Origin of the sequence: Streptomyces sp. NBC_00576, from assembly GCF_036345175.1 — a bacterium.
In the GTDB taxonomy this organism is placed as follows: Bacteria; Actinomycetota; Actinomycetes; order Streptomycetales; family Streptomycetaceae; genus Streptomyces.
On record NZ_CP107780.1, the window covers coordinates 10,292,367 to 10,310,177 of the forward strand.

The 17,811-nt window shown below is 68.4% G+C and carries 16 protein-coding genes and 2 pseudogenes; 8 read left to right on the forward strand and 10 right to left on the reverse strand.

The window, feature by feature from the left end; all coding sequences use genetic code 11:
* Positions 1–135 precede the first annotated feature (135 nt).
* Both OG734_RS44780 and OG734_RS44785 read right to left on the reverse strand, forming a co-directional pair.
* Positions 136–2,616, reverse strand: a complete 2,481-nt coding sequence (locus tag OG734_RS44780; protein ID WP_330293121.1) for an MMPL family transporter — start codon at positions 2,614–2,616, stop codon at positions 136–138.
* Positions 2,617–3,148: 532 nt separating this feature from the next.
* Entirely contained in the window at positions 3,149–3,715 is a 567-nt protein-coding gene (locus tag OG734_RS44785; protein ID WP_330293122.1) for a TetR/AcrR family transcriptional regulator, read from the reverse strand.
* 548 nt (positions 3,716–4,263) lie between these two features.
* Here OG734_RS44785 and OG734_RS44790 point away from each other — a divergent pair.
* The 4 genes and pseudogenes from OG734_RS44790 to istA form a co-directional block, all read left to right on the forward strand.
* Entirely contained in the window at positions 4,264–5,055 is a 792-nt protein-coding gene (locus OG734_RS44790; RefSeq protein ID WP_330293123.1) for an SDR family NAD(P)-dependent oxidoreductase, read from the forward strand.
* 245 nt (positions 5,056–5,300) lie between these two features.
* Positions 5,301–6,362, forward strand: a complete 1,062-nt coding sequence (locus OG734_RS44795) for an alkene reductase (protein WP_330293124.1) — start codon at positions 5,301–5,303, stop codon at positions 6,360–6,362.
* Positions 6,363–6,513: 151 nt separating this feature from the next.
* A complete protein-coding gene (locus OG734_RS44800) occupies positions 6,514–6,984 on the forward strand; it encodes an alpha/beta hydrolase (protein WP_330293125.1) in 471 nt (156 codons plus the stop codon).
* Between the two features lie 160 nt (positions 6,985–7,144).
* Positions 7,145–7,825, forward strand: a pseudogene (gene istA, locus OG734_RS44805) (IS21 family transposase); the annotation flags it as partial.
* A 54-nt stretch (positions 7,826–7,879) separates the two neighbouring features.
* Here istA and OG734_RS48210 read toward each other — a convergent pair.
* The 5 genes and pseudogenes from OG734_RS48210 to OG734_RS44830 all read right to left on the reverse strand — a co-directional run bounded on the left by OG734_RS48210 (position 7,880) and on the right by OG734_RS44830 (position 11,231).
* Positions 7,880–9,409, reverse strand: coding sequence for a recombinase family protein (locus OG734_RS48210; RefSeq protein ID WP_443065040.1), 1,530 nt, complete (start codon positions 9,407–9,409; stop codon positions 7,880–7,882).
* A 97-nt stretch (positions 9,410–9,506) separates the two neighbouring features.
* Positions 9,507–9,965 (reverse strand): annotated as a pseudogene (locus tag OG734_RS44815) (recombinase family protein); the annotation flags it as partial.
* Positions 9,965–10,252, reverse strand: coding sequence for a hypothetical protein (locus OG734_RS44820; RefSeq protein ID WP_330293127.1), 288 nt, complete (start codon positions 10,250–10,252; stop codon positions 9,965–9,967). The gene OG734_RS44820 and the pseudogene OG734_RS44815, both read right to left, overlap by 1 nt.
* Before the next feature lie 37 nt (positions 10,253–10,289).
* Positions 10,290–10,781 (reverse strand): helix-turn-helix domain-containing protein, encoded by a 492-nt coding sequence (locus OG734_RS44825; protein ID WP_330293128.1) that lies wholly within the window; start codon positions 10,779–10,781, stop codon positions 10,290–10,292.
* A 174-nt stretch (positions 10,782–10,955) separates the two neighbouring features.
* Complete coding sequence (locus tag OG734_RS44830) at positions 10,956–11,231, reverse strand: DUF5372 family protein (protein ID WP_330293129.1); 276 nt, start codon at positions 11,229–11,231, stop codon at positions 10,956–10,958.
* A gap of 137 nt (positions 11,232–11,368) precedes the next feature.
* On the opposite strand from OG734_RS44830, the gene OG734_RS44835 reads away from it, so the two are divergent.
* Together OG734_RS44835 and istB are read left to right on the forward strand one after the other, a co-directional pair.
* Positions 11,369–12,160, forward strand: a complete 792-nt coding sequence (locus tag OG734_RS44835) for a Mu transposase domain-containing protein (RefSeq protein ID WP_330293130.1) — start codon at positions 11,369–11,371, stop codon at positions 12,158–12,160.
* 4 nt (positions 12,161–12,164) lie between these two features.
* Complete coding sequence (gene istB / locus OG734_RS44840) at positions 12,165–12,962, forward strand: IS21-like element helper ATPase IstB (protein ID WP_330293131.1); 798 nt, start codon at positions 12,165–12,167, stop codon at positions 12,960–12,962.
* On the opposite strand, the gene OG734_RS44845 is transcribed toward istB, so the two are convergent.
* On the reverse strand, positions 12,963–14,252 hold the full coding sequence (locus OG734_RS44845; protein ID WP_330293132.1) for an MFS transporter: 1,290 nt from the start codon (positions 14,250–14,252) through the stop codon (positions 12,963–12,965).
* Positions 14,253–14,434: 182 nt separating this feature from the next.
* Here OG734_RS44845 and OG734_RS44850 point away from each other — a divergent pair, with 182 nt between their 5' ends.
* On the forward strand, positions 14,435–14,620 hold the full coding sequence (locus OG734_RS44850) for a hypothetical protein (protein WP_330293133.1): 186 nt from the start codon (positions 14,435–14,437) through the stop codon (positions 14,618–14,620).
* Between the two features lie 685 nt (positions 14,621–15,305).
* Here OG734_RS44850 and OG734_RS44855 read toward each other — a convergent pair.
* Positions 15,306–15,656 carry a DoxX family protein gene (locus tag OG734_RS44855; RefSeq protein ID WP_330293134.1) on the reverse strand — a complete coding sequence of 117 codons (351 nt, stop codon included), beginning with the start codon at positions 15,654–15,656 and terminating at the stop codon, positions 15,306–15,308.
* A gap of 358 nt (positions 15,657–16,014) precedes the next feature.
* Here OG734_RS44855 and OG734_RS48215 point away from each other — a divergent pair, with 358 nt between their 5' ends.
* The gene (locus tag OG734_RS48215; protein ID WP_443065041.1) at positions 16,015–16,233 is read left to right on the forward strand and encodes a hypothetical protein; all 219 of its coding nucleotides are present in this window, start codon (positions 16,015–16,017) and stop codon (positions 16,231–16,233) included.
* A 256-nt stretch (positions 16,234–16,489) separates the two neighbouring features.
* On the opposite strand, the gene OG734_RS44865 is transcribed toward OG734_RS48215, so the two are convergent.
* Positions 16,490–17,323 (reverse strand): enoyl-CoA hydratase/isomerase family protein, encoded by an 834-nt coding sequence (locus OG734_RS44865; RefSeq protein ID WP_330293135.1) that lies wholly within the window; start codon positions 17,321–17,323, stop codon positions 16,490–16,492.
* Positions 17,324–17,811: the final 488 nt, after the last annotated feature.

Here is a 17,811-nt window from a genome sequence, read left to right on the forward strand (position 1 = left end):
GAGGCCCTTCGCAATGTCGGGCCGCCCGTCGGCCCCGGGGGATCGGGCCGACGGGCGGGGCAGGGGATACGGCCGGGGAGAGTCGGCCGTCACGTCAGGAGCCGTGCGGGTAGCTGGTGCTGCGGCTCGCTCTCGTCAACTCCTGCGGATCGGGTTCTTCAGCAGCTTCCTGCGGACCGGTGTCTCCGACTCCGTCGTGTCGGCGGGGACGGTGGTGTCGCCGCCCCGCGCGAGGCGCTGCTTGAGCCTGGACAGTCCTCGTGTCTTCCCGGGGGCCTGCTGGGCAGGTGCCGGCGCGGCCGTGTCGTCGGAAGCGCGGACGCCGGTGAAGGCGTGGGGGACGCTGTGCCCGTCCGAGCCCGCGTGGACCCCGGCGGCGACCCCGGCGGCGACCCCGGCGGGCACGGGCACGGGTTCAGGCGCGGAGTCCGTCTGCTCGGCTTCCTGCTCGGCTTCGAGCGCGTGGCGCAGTTTCTCGCCCTCGACGTCCACGTCGGGCAGGATCCGGTCCAGCCACTGCGGCAGGGCCCAGGAGCGGTGGCCGAGCAGGGCCATCACCGCCGGGACGACGGTCATCCGGACGACGAAGGCGTCGATGAACACGGCGGCGGCGAGCCCCAGGCCGATCGACTTGATCAGAGCGGCGTCGTCGAGGAGGAATCCGGAGAAGACGGAGACCATGATGACCGCGGCGGCGGTGACCACCCGGCCGCTGTGCCGGAATCCCTCGACTATGGCCTGGGTGGGTTCGGCGCCGTGGACGTACTCCTCCCGCATACGGGAGACGAGGAAGACCTCGTAGTCCATGGCGAGTCCGAACACGACGCCGATCAGCAGGATGGGCAGCAGGCTGACGATGGGTCCGGTCTGGTCGACGCCGAAGACGTCCTTGAGCCAGCCCCACTGGAAGACCGCGACCAGGACCCCGAGGGTCGAGACCACGCTGAGCAGGAAGCCCAGGGCGGCCTTGAGCGGGATGACGATCGACCGGAAGACCAGTAGGAGCAGGATCAGGGCCAGGCCGACGACGATGGCCAGGTAGGGGATGAGGGCGTCGGAGAGCTTGGTGCTGACGTCGATGTTGACGGCGGTCAGGCCGGTGACCATCAGGTCGGCGCCGGACTCCTGGTGCAGGGCGGTGCCGTGGGCGCGGATCTCGCCCACGAGGTCCTTGGTGGCCTCACTGGTCGGGGCGCTCCTGGGGACGGCGCCGAGCAGGGCCACGTCGCCGGCCTGGTTGAAGGAGGGGGGACGGACGGCCGCGACATCGTCCAGCTTGCTCAGCATGGTGTACGCGTCCTGGGCGGCTGCCTTGGGATCGTCGCTGTTCCGGGCGTCGACGACCACGGTGAGCGGTCCGTTGAAGCCCGGCCCGAAGCCCTTGCTGAGGGTGTCGTAGGCGATGCGCTGGGTGGTGCCGGGGGGCTTTCCGGAGTCGTCGTTCAGGGCCATCTCCAGGGACATCGCGGGGATGGCCAGCAGGGCCAGGCCGGCCACCGAGACCGCGAGCACCTTGACCGGGTTGCGGGTGACGAACTTCGCCCAGCGCACGCCCATCGACTCGCCCTCGCCGCGCTCCAGCGCCTTCATACGGCGGGTGAGCAGCGTGCCCTTCATGATCCGCATACCGGCGAAGCCGAGGACTGCGGGCAGCAAGGTCAGCGCGATGATCACGGCGACGGCGACGGCGAAGGCGGAGGCCAGGCCCATGGAGGTGAGCATGCCGATGCCGATGACGCTCAGGCCGCTCAGCGCGACGATCACGGTCAGGCCGGCGAAGACGACCGCCGAGCCGGCGGTGCCCAGGGCACGTCCGCATGCTTCCTCGGGTTCATGGCCGTCGCGGATCTCGTTGCGGTAGCGGGAGACGATGAACAGGGCGTAGTCGATGGCGACGGCCAGGCCCAGCATCAGTGCCAGGGTCGTGGAGGACGAGGCCAGGTCGAAGAAATGCGTGGCGAGCGTGACCGACAGGACGGCCGCGGCCACCCCGAGGATCGCGGTGAGCAGGGGAAGTCCGGCCGCGATCATCGAGCCGAAGGTGATCACCAGGACGACGGCGGCGACCCCTACGCCGATCAGCTCGGCCGCCTTGCTCGTGGCCTTGTCCTTGACGGCGTTGCCGCCCAGGCTCACTTTCAGGCCGGCCTTCTCGCCCTGGGCGACGACCTCGGTCTGGACGGTGTGGGCCGCGCCGCTGACGTCGGCCTGGGCGACCTTGTAGGACACCTGGGTGTAGGCGATGCTGCCGGACTTGCTGACCAGGCCGCTGGTGAAGGGGTCGGTGACGCCCGACACCTGCGGCGACTTCTCCAGCTTCGCCACCAGGGCCTCGACCTCGGCCTTGTTGGCGGCGGAGGTGAGCTTCTGCCCGCTGGGCGCCTCGAACACCACACGCGCGGTGGCGCCGTCGGCGGAGGCCTGCGGGAACTCCTTCTGCAGCAGGTCGATCGCCCGCTGCGATTGCGTGCCCGGAACGCTCAGAGCCCCGGCGGAGGTGCCGGGCGCACTCATGGCGCCGATGCCGATGGCGGCCAGGACGGCGACCCACAGCATCACGATGATGCGTCGTCGCCGAAACGACAGTCGGCCGAGCCGATAGAGGAAGGTGGCCACGGAATTACTCCCACCAGGAGAAGAGATCATTGGGCGAGCCGGGCCTGACTGACCCGCGATCTCAACCTAGGAGCGGTACCGGGCGACCATCACGTACCGCGGAACCGAATCAGCCGGAGCCCGTTAGTACCGCAGTACTACGCCCTGTCCTCCTCAAAGCCCGTCGGCTTCTGGACATCGCCACCCAGCTGCTCGACCCGATCACCGAGGAGCGGGGACCGGTCACTTCGCCGCCAACTTCGCCGACGTGGCCGTGGACGCCCCGGCCGCTACGTCCGTACGCTCGACGATCCGACGGAGTTCGCCTTCCGCTTTCTCACCCGCAGCATCCCGCGCGGCAAACTCGCCGGGCGTGACGCGGCGTATGTGGACCGGGCTGACGGATGGTGGCGGCAACACCACGAGGCACCGCTCTTGGAGACACCTTTCCGTAGCGGGCCGTTCCGGCTGCCCTTGCGCCGGGTGACCGCGAGCGACGACCTTCTGAACGGTGTTGGTCCCCGGCCACATAGCTCGTGTTGAGGATTCCGGGTCACGGCCCGTGTGGTGCAGTCAGGGCGTTGTGGGTCGACTCCAGGATCTTCTCCGACAGCTCCGTGCCCGCCGTGGCCCGGGCAAGCAGGATCGCACCGACCAGGGTCGCCACCATGGGAAGGCCGTCGTTGGCGTCGGTAGACAGCCACGAGGCGAATTCCTCGACTCCGGCTGCGTACGTTTCGCGTACCTCCCCGGCTGTGGGTTCGCGAGCCATGTCCCCTGCGAATCCCGCGGTGGGACAACCGGTGCCGGGCTGGTCACGGTGCTCGGCCGACAGGTAGAAGTCGACTAGGGCGCCGCGCGCGGTGTCGTGATCGCCGTGGGTCGTGTCGAACCCCGCCAGGAGTACGTCGAGGTCCCCGAAAGCGGCTTGAGCCGCCTCGGTGATCAGGGCCTCCTTGGAGGGGAACTGCTTGTAGAAGCCGCCCGTCGTCAGCCCGATGGACTTCATCAGATCGGCGACGCTGATGCCGTTCACGCCGCGCTCCCGGAAGAGCTGGGAGGCTGCGGCGACCGCGCGCTTTCGGTTCTCGAGCGCTTGTGCTTGCGAAACGCGACTCATCAGTCACCTGCCCACGTTAGATAGTAAAGTGCATCTATCATATGCGAAGTGTCGGGCCGCCTGCCGCAGCGCTCCGCACGGCTCTTTCTTCCTGTCGCAAGGTGGGACTCATGGGCCGGCTGGTGGGCCCGCATCCGCACCGGAAGCTGCTTCTGGCCTCTGTTCGGAGGTGCGGCTGCGAGAAGACGTCGATGCGCATTTCATGGATAGCTGCTGACGAGGCCCGCTCATCACCTTTGGCGACAAGTGGGCCCCTCTCTGTGCGCCAGAGCCTGTGTGCGGCAAGTCGAGGGGCTGTCGAGCCGGAGGCCGCACTGCCCGCCCTCGCGTGGCCTGACGAGGCTCCATCCGAACCTGATCGGCCGCCGACCCTGTAGCCCGGGGGTGCGTCGAGCAGCCTCCGGTCGCGGGTGGTGGCTGACGGTGGCGAAGAGCTGTTGACTGGACGGCTTTAGATATCTATCGTAATCTAAAGCGAGGTCGACGCTTTGGCCGCCCACTCGCCCACTCATCCGCCCACCCGGCAGACCAGAAATGAGATCCATCCCATGACCACGCAGAACAAGACCGCTGTCGTCACCGGCGCGTCCGCCGGCCTGGGTTCCGCCTACGCGCAGCGGCTTGCCGACCGGGGCTACGACCTGATCCTGGTGGCGCGGAACGCTGCGCGGCTGGAGACGCTGGCGTCGGACATCCGCAGCCGCACGGGCCGCGCGGTGGACGTCGTCACCGCCGACCTCACCGATGCGGCGCAGATCTCCGTCGTCGAGGAGCGTCTGCGAACTGACGAGAGCATCGAGGTACTGATCAACAATGCCGGCGGTGCGCTGCTCACGCCGCTGACTGCCTCCGACCCCGCGGCCTACGAGGCGCTGATCAACCTCAATGTGACAGCGCTGACCAGGCTGACCATCGCGGTCCTGCCGGGGCTGACGGCCCGCGGGCACGGCACCGTGGTGAACATATCCTCTGCCATGGCTCTCAACATCCTGCCCGTCAGCGCCGTCTACAGCGGCACCAAGAGCTACGTGCTGACGTTCACCCAGGCCCTGCAGCAGGAACTCGCCGAGAGCCCTGTCACCGTGCAGGCCGTGCTGCCGGGCGCTGTCCGCACGGACCTCTGGGACGGCTCCGGCGTCGACCTCGCGACGTTTCCCGACGAGATCGTCATGAACGTGGACGACGCCGTCGACGCAGCGTTCGCCGGCCTCGACGCCGGGGAGCTCGTCACCATCTTGTCGCTGCCGGAGATCAGCGACTGGGAGTCGTTCGAGAAGGCGCGTCAGGCACTCGTCCCGAACCTGTCGCGGCGGGTTCCGGCCGATCGCTACCGCGGCTGACCGCAGTTCCGATTCTGGTGCCGGAGCCCCTTTGCGACGACGGTACGGCTGGTGGCCGGTGCCACACACGGCAGAGGCGTCCTCCGGCGTGGGGGAGGACCGGCACGCTCGGCCTCCTCCGCTCGCCCGTACAAACAGCCCGGGCCAGGCACTGCAACTGGCGGTGGACATGGGGGCTGCTACGCGGTACCCGCGGCAGCCCGCCACCCCGCAGACCCCACTCACCCTTGAACTGAGGATCCCCCATGCTCAACGCCCTGTGGAACCCGACCGTCGCCGGAGAGATCCCCCTGCCGCACCGGGTGGCCATGGCTCCCCTGACCCGGAACCGGTCCACCCCGAACGGCGCGCCGAACGAGCTGAACGCCGAGTACTACGCCCAGCGCGCCTCACACGCCCTCATCATCACCGAGGGCACCCAGCCGTCCGCCGACGGCCAGGGCTACCCGCTCACCCCGGGCATCTACACCGAGGAACACATCGCCGGCTGGCGCGAGGTCACCGACGCCGTACACAAGGCCGACGGACGCATCGTCATCCAGCTCATGCACGCCGGACGGATGTCCCACCCCGACAACACCCCACACCACCGGCAGCCGGTCGCCCCTTCCCCGGTCCAGCCGGCGGGCGCCATGTTCACCGCGTCCGGCCTCCAGGAGATGCCGGTACCGCGCGAACTGTCCACCGAGGAGATCGCTGCCACGGTCGACGACTTCCGCCGCGCCGCCGCAGCCGCCATCGCGGCCGGCGCCGACGGCGTCGAGATACACGGAGCCAACGGCTACCTCCTGCACCAGTTCCTCGCCACCAACACCAACCAGCGCACCGACAGTTACGGCGGCTCCCTCGACAACCGCATCCGTTTCGCCGTCGAGGTCGCCACCGCCGTGGCCGACGAGATCGGCGCCAGCCGCACCGGCCTCCGGATCTCCCCCGCCAACCCCTTCAACGACATCGCCGAGAGCGACACCCACGAGCTCTACCCCGCCCTCGTACGCGCCCTCGCCCCCCTCAACCTCGCCTACCTCCACATCGCCCACGGCGGCGACGACGAACTCCTGCACACCCTCCGCAAGCTCTGGCCCACCACACTGATCCTCAACCGGGCCGGCACCGACATCCCCACTCGCGCCAAGGACGTCGAAAACGGCCTGGCCGACGTCATCACCGTCGGCACCATGGCCCTCGCCAACCCCGACCTCGTCGAGCGCATACGCACCGGCACACCCCTGAACACCCCCGACCCCGACACCTTCTACGGCGGCGGCGCAACCGGCTACACCGACTACCCCACCCACACCGCCTGACAAACCCTGGCGATACCGGTCCTGGCGGACCGGTATGCCCCAATGGCCCCGTCGAGATACCACGTGTCTGAGCACGCTGCTGTTGAACTGAGCCCGGAAGCGACCGCGTTCGCCGAAATGGCTGGCCGCAGGGGCGGAGCCCCCGTCCGAGGTGGATGCGGCGCGCATCCAGGCGGAGCAGGTCCATCTCGCGGCCCGGGAGCCGGAAGGCGTCACCTACCGGGAGGTGGACGCGGGTGGCGTGCTGGGAATCTGGTGCGAACCCGTCGACGCCAACACCGACTACGTCCTCCTGCACACTCACGCCGGGGGCTCCGTGCTGGCGTCGGCACACGTCGACCGGAAGCTCGCGGGCCATATCGCCAAGGCCGCCGGGGCCCCGGTACTGGTCCTGGACTTCCGGCGGGCGCCGGAACACAAGTACCCGGCTCAGGTCGACGACGCGGAAGCGGCCTTCAACTGGCTGCTCTCCGAAGGGTATGAGCCCGGAAACATCATCACGATCGGCCACTCGATCGGCGGGTTCATCGCCGTCGCCCTGGCGCTTCGTCTCCGCGACCGAAGCAGCCCCTGCCCGGAGCCATCGTGTCGATCTCCTGGTTTTGTACGTGGGGGGAGCTGACACCGCTTGTTGCTCAGAGCGGGGAACGCCCGGTTTTCCCGGAGGGCAGTGTTGTTGAGTTCTGGCAACACCAGGGGGCTTGCGGTGGGAGCCTGGGGGTGCTCTGTGGGATGAGGGTGCGATGGCACCACCGAAGTCCTAGGTTGATCTGTACGCGGCGATCCGCCGTGATGCCAGGGCGGGGATGTCCCACCGGGCTTTGATGCGCGAGCACGGTGTCGGATTCCGCACGGTCAAAGCGGCGTTGGAGTCGGTGTGGCCGGAGCCCCGGAAGAGACCGCGGCCCCGGGGAACACGGCTGGATGCGTACAAGCCGTTGATCGACCAGATGCTGCGGGTTGACCTGGACGCCCCGCGCAAGCAGCGGCACACCGTCAAGCGGATCTTCGACCGGCTGGTCGACGAGCACGCGGCGCAGGGGGTGACCTATCCGATGGTCCGGGCCTATGTCGCCGAGAGGCGTCCACAGATCAAGGTTGAGGCGGGCCGCGGACCGGTGAACGCGTTCATTCCGCAGACCTACCGGCCCGGGGCGGAGGCGGAGGTCGACTTCGGGGACATGAAGGTACGCCTGGCCGGAGAGCTGGTCACCTGCTACCTGTTCGCGATGCGGCTGTGCTACTCGGGCAAGGCGGTGCACCGCGTCTTCGCCTCCTGCGGCCAGGAGGCGTTCCTGGAGGGCCACGTCCACGCTCTCAGCGTGCTGGGCGGCGTCCCGACGGGCAAGGTCCGCTACGACAACCTCAAGGCCGCGGTCGCCCGGGTGCTGGGCTCGCGCGCGAGGGCGGAGAACGAGCGATGGACCGCGTTCCGCTCGCATTACGCCATCGAGGCCGCGTACTGCCTGCCCGGCATCGAGGGTGCCCATGAGAAACCTCTGTCATCACACTGCACCTCATCGGGTCGTTGCGGAGTGTTCGGGGTCCAGGGCGCTTTGGCGGGGCCGGCCGATGACGGGCCGGACCAGGCCGGGGCCGGGCAGGGGGTAGAGGTACTCGCCCTTGTCGTTGGCCAGGACGCCGGTGATGATGCCGTCGCGGCGCCAGTGCTTGACGGTCTGGAAGTGGATGCCGAGGTGGCGGGCGAGTTCGGAGACGGTCAGCAGGCCCGCGTCGAGCAGGCGTTGGCGGTGGCTGCGTAGGTGGTAGGCGTTGCGCAGGTGGACGATCATGCCGCGGGTGAACGGTTGGCCCATGCCGCTGGGCAGGCCGCGTTCGTTGAGGATGGCGGCGCTTTGGGCGTCGGTGTGCTCGTCGAGGAGTTCGTCGAGCGCGGTGATGACGGCCGGGTCGGTCTGCCGCAGTTCCCAGGCGGTTTGCGGGCGGGGCAGGGTGAGGTGGTGGTGCTGTCCGCCGCGCAGGACGACGCCGACGGCGATGTGGTCGGTCTTGGTGAGGGTGACGTCGGTGACGAGGAGTCGGAGTATGCGTTTGCGTTCCCGCATCGGGGTGGCCGGGTCGTTCCAGAGCCGGGGGAAGTCGGCGGCCAGCGCGGTGATCCTGGCGCGGGTTTCGGGTGAGAGCGGGCCGATGGCGGTGTTCTTCGCCCGGTCGTACTCCTCGGTGGTCTCGGCGAGTTCGCGCAGGGCATCGTTCCAGTCGGCCTCCAGGGTGTCGGCGACCAGCCGGTTGGCGGGGTCGACGGCCAGGTAGCGGCGGCGGGCGAGGTCGGCGCGATAGCGAGCGCGTTCGACGCAGGCGGCGCGGAGCCGGTCGGCTTCCTCGGCGCGGTCGGCCAGCTCGTCGCTGACCCGCAGGGCGACCTCCAGAGTGAGTGGGGTGAGGGTGGCCAGCAGCAGCTCGCCGACGGCGGCGTCGATCTGGTCGCCGACCATGGTCTGGCAGATCGGGACCGCGTTGCGGATCCCTTCGAACTGGCAGAGGTAGATGGGTTTCCCGGTGCCTTTGTAGTGCTGGTAGCGGACGGTCATGCGGCGGCCGCACTTGCCGCAGGAGACCACGCCCTGAAGCAGCGCGGCGCCCTCGCGGGGCGGGGAGGCTTTGCGGTCGGTGCCGTGGGCGGCGGCGAGTTCGGCGAGCCGGGCCTGGTTGGCCTCGAACTCGGCCCAGGTCAGATAGCCCGGGTGGGCGTCGGTGATCAGCACGGTCCACTGGTCGCGGGGCAGGACGCGAGTGGTGGTCTTGCCGCCCGGGCCTCGGGAATGTGCGTGACGTCCGTAGCAGAACGCGCCGGCATAGCGCGGGTTGTGCAGGACCTGCAGGACCCGGTGGTGCTGCAGGATGCCCCAGGTCAGCTCGCCCTTGTTGGGTCCTGTGCGGATCCGGCGGGGGAACTTCAGTGCCTCGTCGGCGAACGCCTTGACGCATGCGTAGGCGGAGCCGGTGGCGGCGAACGTGGCCAGCAGATGCCGGATGGACTGCTGGACCGAGGCATCCGGGTCGAGGACGGACCACCCGCTCGACATGATCGTAGAGGAGGCCGACGGGCAGCGGCTGGACCAGTTCACCGCGCCTCGCCCTGGACAGTGACCCGCCCCGCAGACGGGCCTTGAGCAGGTGCAGTTCCGCTTCCGACATGGTGCCTTTGAGGCCGAGCAGGAGCCTGTCGTTGAAGTTCCCGGGGTCGTAGAGGCCGTCCTCGTCGAGGATCAGGGTGCCGGCCAACGCGCAGATCTCCAGGAGCCGGTGCCAGTCGGTGTTGTTGCGGGCGAGGCGGCTCACCTCCAGGCCCAGCACGATCCCGGCGTGTCCCATGCCGACCTCGGCGACCAGCCGCTGGAAGCCGTCCCGGCCCTGGGCGGAGGCGCCGGACTGTCCCTGGTCGGTGTCGATGACGATGATCTGGGAGTGGTCCCAGCCCAGCGCGACTGCCCGGCCGCGAAGGGCGTATTGCCGGGCGGTGGATTCGGTGTTGTTGATCACCTGTTTGAGGGTGGACTGCCGGACAGTGAGGTAGGCGTCACGCTGCAGATGTTCGCGGGTCACCTTGCCCGCCGCGGCCGTCGTGTCCATGAGTGACATCAACTCCCTTCGGGGAATGGTGTGTTGGGGCCTGCTGGTTCGGGGGGTGGATGGAGATGGGCCAGGGCCATCGCGGCCAGGACCCGTACGAGTTCGTCGCTGTCGCCCGAGCGGCCGGGCGGCGGCTGCCGCCCGGGGACGGGCCGGGCCGGCGGCCTGGGCAGGGACCGCCAGGCCGCCGCCCAGGCGGCCATGCCCTTGGCCGCGAGGACACCCCGGCCCAGCCGCCAGCCCTCACCCGTGCCGTTGGCGACCGCTGTCCGCAGTTCCTCATAGCGGGCCGCCACCGCGTCCGGCTCCGGGGAATTCGCTCCAGCGGGGCTGTCAGTTGCGGCTTTTGGGTGACTCCTGGGTGCGTGAGATCTCGCGACGGGCCAGCGCCCGCTCGATGGAGCGCGGATGGACGCTGAGGCCGTACTCGACGGCGACGGCATCGGCCAGGTCCCTGGAGCGCAGGGACGGCTCGGCGACCAGCCGCATCTCGATGTACTCCATGACCGCATCGGTGAGTTTCCGTGGCCCTTTCGGACCCGGTTTGCCCGGCACCAGGGCGGCCGGACCGCCCGCGTCGAGCGCGGCCGCGGCGTCGTAGTAGACCTGCCGGGAGAACCCGAACTCCCGCACCGCCCGGGCCGCGGGCACCTTGTCCACCCGTACCCGGCGCACCATCTCGTACTTCACCTGCACCAGATCCCGCGGATCGCAGAACGGCGAGGCAATGAACACCGCATCGACCACGGCCTCCGGCCGCGGATTCAGCGTCCGCGTCGCCCGCAGCGCGGCCTCTTTCGGGTCGCTCGTCGCGTTGTCGGCCATGCCGCCTCCCTCGTTCACGTGCTGCCTCAAGGATTGCGTCGCGGCCCCTCACGGCCAAGAGCGCGCAGAGGCACCGGATCACGTATCTGTGCAGGCCAGTTGGCATGGCGTGCGCTGTCTCGAGCACCGTGCGCGGGACGCGCGCCCACCACTGCGGCGTGAATCCCAAGGCGTTCACGGCGTCATCTCCTGGGCACCGCCGCTGCGGCCGTCCAGGTGGTCGATCAAGTCGGCCAGTGCCAGCAGATCCTCGGTGCGGAACGGGCTGCGGCCGGCGGCGAGAATGACGAAGGGGTCCTCGCCGCCCGCATCGGTCCACCCCGTCGGCGCGGACAGCACCTCTCCCGCCTCGTCGCGGAAGTACACGCGGTCCTCGCCCCAGTTCTTGCGCCGCACGACGAACTCGTACGACCGCCCATGCCACGGATGGAACGGGTGCGTAACCGTCACAAGTCGCTCCGCACCATGCGGTTCTGGAGCATTCGACGACTCGGGATAAAGGCGGGGTTGAGGGGCAGATCGGCTGGTTCCGCAGAAATCACCTGGTCCCTGTCCCGGAGGTCGCCTCCCTGGCCGAGCTGAACGCGTTGATCGAGCAGTGGGACGCGGCCGACGAACGGCGCCGGATCGGCTCCAGGCCGCGGCCGGTGAGCGAGTACTTTGCTGTCGAACGGTCGTTGCTGCACCCGTTGCCGGGCGAACCGTTCGAGACGGGGCGGCTGTTCAGTCTGCGGGTGGACCGCTTCAGCCAGGTCAGTGTCCGCACCAACCGCTACTCGGTGCCGGTGCGGCTGATCGGCCGGACGGTGCGGGTCATGCTGCACGCGTCCGAGCTGGTGGTCTACGACGGGCAGAAGGAAGTAGCCCGGCATGAGCGCCTCATCGCCAAAGGTCAGGCCCGCCTCGTGCTGGACCACTACCTGGAGGCCCTGGTCAAGAAGCCCGGCGCCTTCCCGGGCGCGACCGCCCTGGAACAGGCGAAGTCCGCGGGCAAGTTCACCCCGGTCCATGACGCCTGGTGGGCCGCGGCCTGCAAGGCCCACGGAGACCGGGACGGCACCCGGGCTCTGATCGAGGTCCTGCTGCTGGGCCGCCACCTCACCCTCGAGTACCTGGTCGCCGGACTCGCCGCCGCCCTGCGGGCCGGCGCGTTGACTGCGGATGCGGTCGCGCTGGAGGCGAGGAAGGCAGCCGAGGCCGACGACGTGGACGAGCCACCCGTCTCCGCCCGGTCGGACCGGGCGACGGTGACGTTTTTGACCCAGCGGTGGCTGGCCCACCTGCCGCCCGACACCCGGCCGCCGCCTTCGGTTGCGGCCTACGACCAGTTGCTGAAAACCAGGCAGCCGGCCGACCGCCCCGCGATTCAGGGAGAGTGACGCCGTGACGTTCCAACGCCACCGCGGGCTGACCGAACAGGCCGCCGACGCCGCCGTCGACCAGGCATGCCGCATGCTGCGGCTGCCCACCATCCGCGCCCAGTTCCCCGACCTGGCCGAAGCCGCCGCCCGGGACCAGATGTCGTATCGCGGGTTCCTCGCAGAGCTGCTGATGGCCGAGTGCGACGACCGGGCCCGCCGGCGCTCCGAACGGCGGATCAAAGCTGCCGCCTTCCCGCGGGAGAAGTCCCTGCGGAGCTTCGATTTCGAGGCCAACCCGCACATCGACCCGGCCGTCATCCACACGCTGGCCACCTGCGACTGGGTCAAGAAGGGCCTGCCTCTCTGCTTGATCGGCGACTCCGGCACCGGCAAGTCCCACCTGCTCATCGCCCTTGGCACCGAAGCCGCCATGGCCGGCTACCGGGTCCGCTACACACTCGCCACCAAACTGGTCAACGAACTGGTCGAGGCCGCGGACGAGAAGGTACTGACCAAGACCATCGCCCGCTACGGCCGCGTCGACCTCCTCGCGATCGACGAGCTCGGCTACATGGAACTGGATCGCCGCGGCGCGGAGTTGCTGTTCCAGGTTCTAACCGAGCGGGAGGAGAAGAACAGCGTCGCCATCGCCTCGAACGAGTCGTTCGGCGGGTGGACGAAGACCTTCACCGATCCGCGGCTCTGTGCGGCCATCGTCGACTGCCTGACCTTCGGCGGGAACATCATCGAGACCGGCAGCGACTCCTACCGCCTCGCCAGCACCAGGGCCGCCCAGGCCCGAAAAGACACCGAGAGCTGATCAGTCCTTGCTCTCCCCGGCAGCAGCCTCTGCGCCATGCCGTGTCAGGTCAGCTGTTGAGGGATCGAGTTCGTCGGCAGTACGGGCCCTCCGTGTGGGAGAAAACGCCAGCACGAGTGCCTGGACGACTGCTCCGGACAGTCCGACCCACAGGGCGAAGCGATAGCTGACCTGATCGGCGAGTACTCCGCCCAGTGGTGCACCCACCGCTACCATTCCCCAGTTCATCGAGCGGATCGTCGCGTTCATCCGCCCGCGCAGCCGATCGGGTGTCACCGCCTGGCGATAGCTCATCTCCACCGGGCTTTCGACGCCGATGGCCAGGGACACGAGGAAGAAGCCGAGCGACACGGAGACAAGCGCCCACGGTCCACGCTCGGCCAGGACCAAAGGCAGCCAGCCGACGGCGGCGAGCAGGCGGAAGGCAATCAGAGTGGCGCCGACGTCCAGTCTTCTGGCCACGCGCCCGGAGAGCGCACCGCCGAGTATCACGCCGACACTCGCGCAGGCATAGGTGACCCCCAGACCGAATTCCCCGATCTTGAGGCTCTGCAGGGCGAAGACCACGAAGACCGTGCTCACCATGCTGTTGAAGAGGAGCATCGCGTGCGAGGTCAGGGCGATGGACGACAACGTGCGATGCCGGTAGACCCATGCCACCCCCTCACGCAGCTCGCTGCCCAGGCTGCGCCGTGCGCCTCGATCAGGGACGGGGTCGGGCGCCTTCACCGAAGCGAGGAGCAAGCCGGACATCAGATAGGAGAGGGCGTCCACCAGCACGGCAAGCGGCGCTCCCATGACTTTGATCAGTACCCCGGCGAACAGAGGGCCGGTCGAGCCGGCCACTGCACCGGCCTGTTGCACACGGGCGTATCCCGCGTTGAGCAGCTCCTTTGGGACGAGCTGTGGCACATACGACTGGTTGGCCGCCTCGAACAGCAAAGACAGCACCCCGAACACGAAGACGAACATGCACAGCGCGGGGATGCTGAGCCGATCCAGCGCATAGAGCACCGGTATCGCACAGAGCAGGACTGCCCTTGCGAGGTCCGTGGCGACCATCATCGGCTTGCGCCGCCACCGGTCCACCAGGACCCCGGCTATGAGCCCGAAGAGCAGATACGGAACCCACCGGGCGGCATTGACGATGCCGACCTCCGTGGCAGATGCGCTCAACGCCACGGCGGTAAGGATCTGCAAGGCCAGGCCCGTGACCTGAGAACCGAACGCAGACACAGCCGAAGCGGTCAAGAAACGTACGTACCCAGGGACTTCGACCAGGCGCGGCATGATCGGACCGTATCAGCGAAGATCACCGGCAGACGATGGCGGAACAGGTCACCCAACGACGGCAGACATGCGCCAGTGTTGTCGGCTCTCATCAATGTTTCCGAGCGCTCTGATCGTTAAGTGCTGCCCAAAGCCAGCGATAAGCGTTGCCCGCTCTCGCTTACGAAACCAATCTCCCCCTGGTGCGACCTCGAAATCGCCAACGAGACCATCGAGACCAACGCCGACACGGACAGATTCTCAGCAAGGAACTGCTGGAGTTCTTCCGGGATGCCTGGATCGGCGGCACGGACATCGAGTTCACGGACACCCGGATCAATCTGAACCGGGCGGACCTGAGCGGTCTGCCCCCGCCTCTCGTCTCCTGAGGCACGTACGAGGTCCTGGCCGGCGAGGACGAGGAGTTCGCCGCCCGCGTCAAGGACGCCGGAGTCGACACGACGACCGTGGTGGTCCCAGGAGGCCAGCACTCGTACGTCTACGGTGCCGGCCGGGTTCCGGAGACCGACGCCGCCATCGCCCGGATCGGCGCCTGGGTCCGCGAAAGGCGAAGATCTGACCGAGCGGTCCGGCTCGGCAGTTGCAAGATCCGCGCCCCTGCCGGATCGGGACAGTGGACGGACGCCGACATGGTCTGCGGCAGCGCGCAGGTCCACGACGCCCGCGACCTCCTCCCGGTCCGGCAGTCGACGGTCGGACCGGCCGACCACGACAGAGGCTTGAGCTTGGTCGCACACACCGCCGCGCGCGACCAAGCTCGCCGTACTCTCGGGTCGCCGTCCCTGCCGAGGATCCGGCGCGTCCGTTCGACACCGAGGTCGCCACAGCCGTCGAGGACGTATTCACCCGACGCTCCGCCGTTCAGTGTTGCGGGCGGCCGGCGCCAAGGTCACAGTCCCGTCGGCGATCCTCCCCGTCGACATCGCGGCCACCACCAGCCAGCCTTCCTGCCCCTGTTCCACTGTGCGTTCAGTTACGACCGCATCGCCCCCTGTTCCTGCCTCCCACGCCGCCCTGATCGTGAGCTGGTCTGATCGCGAACGTGGAGCACGATCAGAGCGTCGCGAACCCCAGTACCAGCGGCGCCACGGCAAGGAGCATGATGGCGGCCGGGGTGACGCTTCCCTTCTTGTCGCCTCCACGGATGTGCGTGATCACGGCGCCCAGGAAGTACAGGACGACACCGATCGCCGCCGCGATGCCCAACGGTCGGTAGGCGATGCCAGCGAGCAGCCCCAGAGCGCCCGCGATCTTGACCAGCCCGAGTGGCAAGAACCAACTGTCGGGCACCCCGAGCGCCTTGAGCCCCTCTGTGATCTTCGGGTCGCGGGTGATGTCGGGAACGGCCGAGAAGACCAGCAGCAGGGACAGCACGACAGCGAGGACGGCATAGGCGATGAACACGGAGAGCTCCGGAGGGAGAAGGGGACCGTCGATCGGTCCAGGAATACAAGGCGGCAAGCGATGAGCCGCCGGTCATTTGGCTGCCTCATGCACGGGGCATGGCTGTGGGCATGGGCATGGGCATGGGCATGGGCGAGGTGATCCTGGTGATCCTGGTGATGCCGAGTGGGAGCGGCCGCAGCTGTTCCCACCAGTCAAGAAACGGGCGTTGTGGTGGTGGCGGTTTCACCGGCAAGGCGAACAGGCCCCGCGCCGGAACCTTGGTCGGAGAGCCGTCGGCTGAAGGGCGGAGTCGGCCAGGCCTCGCTCTCGCGTCGGCGGATGGTCAGACCGGGTGTAGCGGAAGGGAGTTGAAGCTGTGGTCCGCCCAGATGCGGCGGGTGGTTTCGGCCGGGTAGGGCGTGACGCGGGGTTCGGTGTCGATGAGCTGGGTGAGGCGCTGTTCGGTGTCGTACTCGGGCCAGCCTCGGGGCGGCTGGTGATGCTCATGGAGGACTCCTCCGAGGGCCGTCGGTCGGTGGTACGCACCTGGTCGGCGACCGCGGTGGCGATGCGTTCGTCCTTGGACGCGAAGTAGGCGTAGAAGGTGCCGTTGGTCAGGCCGGCGTCCTTCATGACGGTCACCAGGCACCTCCGCGTATCGGCGGGGACACGGTCCGTACATGGCTACGGGACTTGCTGAGTGGCCGGACGGTCCGTGCGGTCGACGAGCCTCGGCCCGGCCGCCCGTCGGTCGTCGGTGTCGAACAGATAGACGCCGTTGTGCTCGTGGCGCTGGAGGTGATCCCGGAGGCGTCATCCGCTGGTCGCGAACGGGTCTTCGCAGTCGGTGTTCACCGGCTCTCCTGATGTGCGATGCCGAGGTAGTGGCCCAAGCGGAGTTCCAGCTCTTCGGGACCCGTTTCGCCAGCGAGCTTCTCGAACTGGGGCAGGAATGCCTGGGCCCCTGGCCAGGTCATGGAGCGCAGGAATTGCGTGTAGGCCGCTCGTAGGTCGGCATCGGGCGGGAGCGTCGCCCGGTTGACCTGAGCCTTGGCGGCTGCCAGCGCCGCCTTGTCGAATGACGCCAGCCGGGTTGCCATACCGTCCACGAAGCCGTCCAGTTCGGCGTCGGCGACGGTGCGGGTCACCCATCCGTAGCGTTCTGCCGTGTCGGCGTCGTAGTCATTGCTGCTGAGGATGGCTTCGAGTGCCCGATCCCGTCCGATGAGTCGGGGCAGGTGTTCTGTGCCCCCGCCGCCGGGAAGGATCCCGCCGCCGACCTCGGGCTGGCCGAACACCGCGTGCTCGCGGCTGGCGTAGCGCAGATCGCAGGCCAGGGCCAGTTCGTCCCCGCCGCCCCTGGTCCGTCCGCGGATGGACGCGATGCTGATGAACGGAGCTGTGGACAGCCGTATCACGAGATCGATCCACGTCGGCGTCGCCTCCGGATCGGGCGGCATGAAGTCGGCAGCCCGGCCGAGATCGAAGTGATTGAAGAAGTAGCCGGGTGTACTGCTGGTGAAGACGGCAACGTGAACCTGCGGATCCTCGCTCAGCTCCGTGACGACCTCGACCAGTCGGGACACGGTCTCCCCGACGATGAGATTGACCGGTGGATTCGAGAATGTGATCTTGCGGATTCCTGGTGTCAGCCGCTCCACGCTGATCGTGCTGGGTTGCGTCATCGTTCGCTCCAAGGGTGATCCTGACGATTTGTCAGGGAGGCGTGTTCGTCGGGTTGCCCTGAACCGGCAGAGGAGACGCCCAGAACCAGGTCTGGCAGACGCGTGGTCATGTCGTGCTTCTCCTTGCTGTTGCTTCGAGGCCCCGCAGCTTGACGGACGAGTGGGTCAGCCGGCCGGTATGGGTGCGCAGCGCTGCTTGCCGAGGGCCGCCGCGGCGATCGCGGCGTCTGGCACAACGAGCTGAGCCACTGTCCTGCCGACGCTCCCGACCCCGGATCGCCGTCGCCATGTCCTTCTCCTGCACTGATCACGCCCGACGCTACGGAGGAAGCGAGGAAAACGGATCCGTCACCGTATCGGTCATGGAACTTCCAAATCTGGTTGAACGGAGGTAGCGGTGGTGGCCTCTAACCGTCACGGACTGACACCTGTAGCGGTCGACATCTACGGCCGTGCGTTCTCCCGCCCTGGCACCCTGCGCGCGAGCC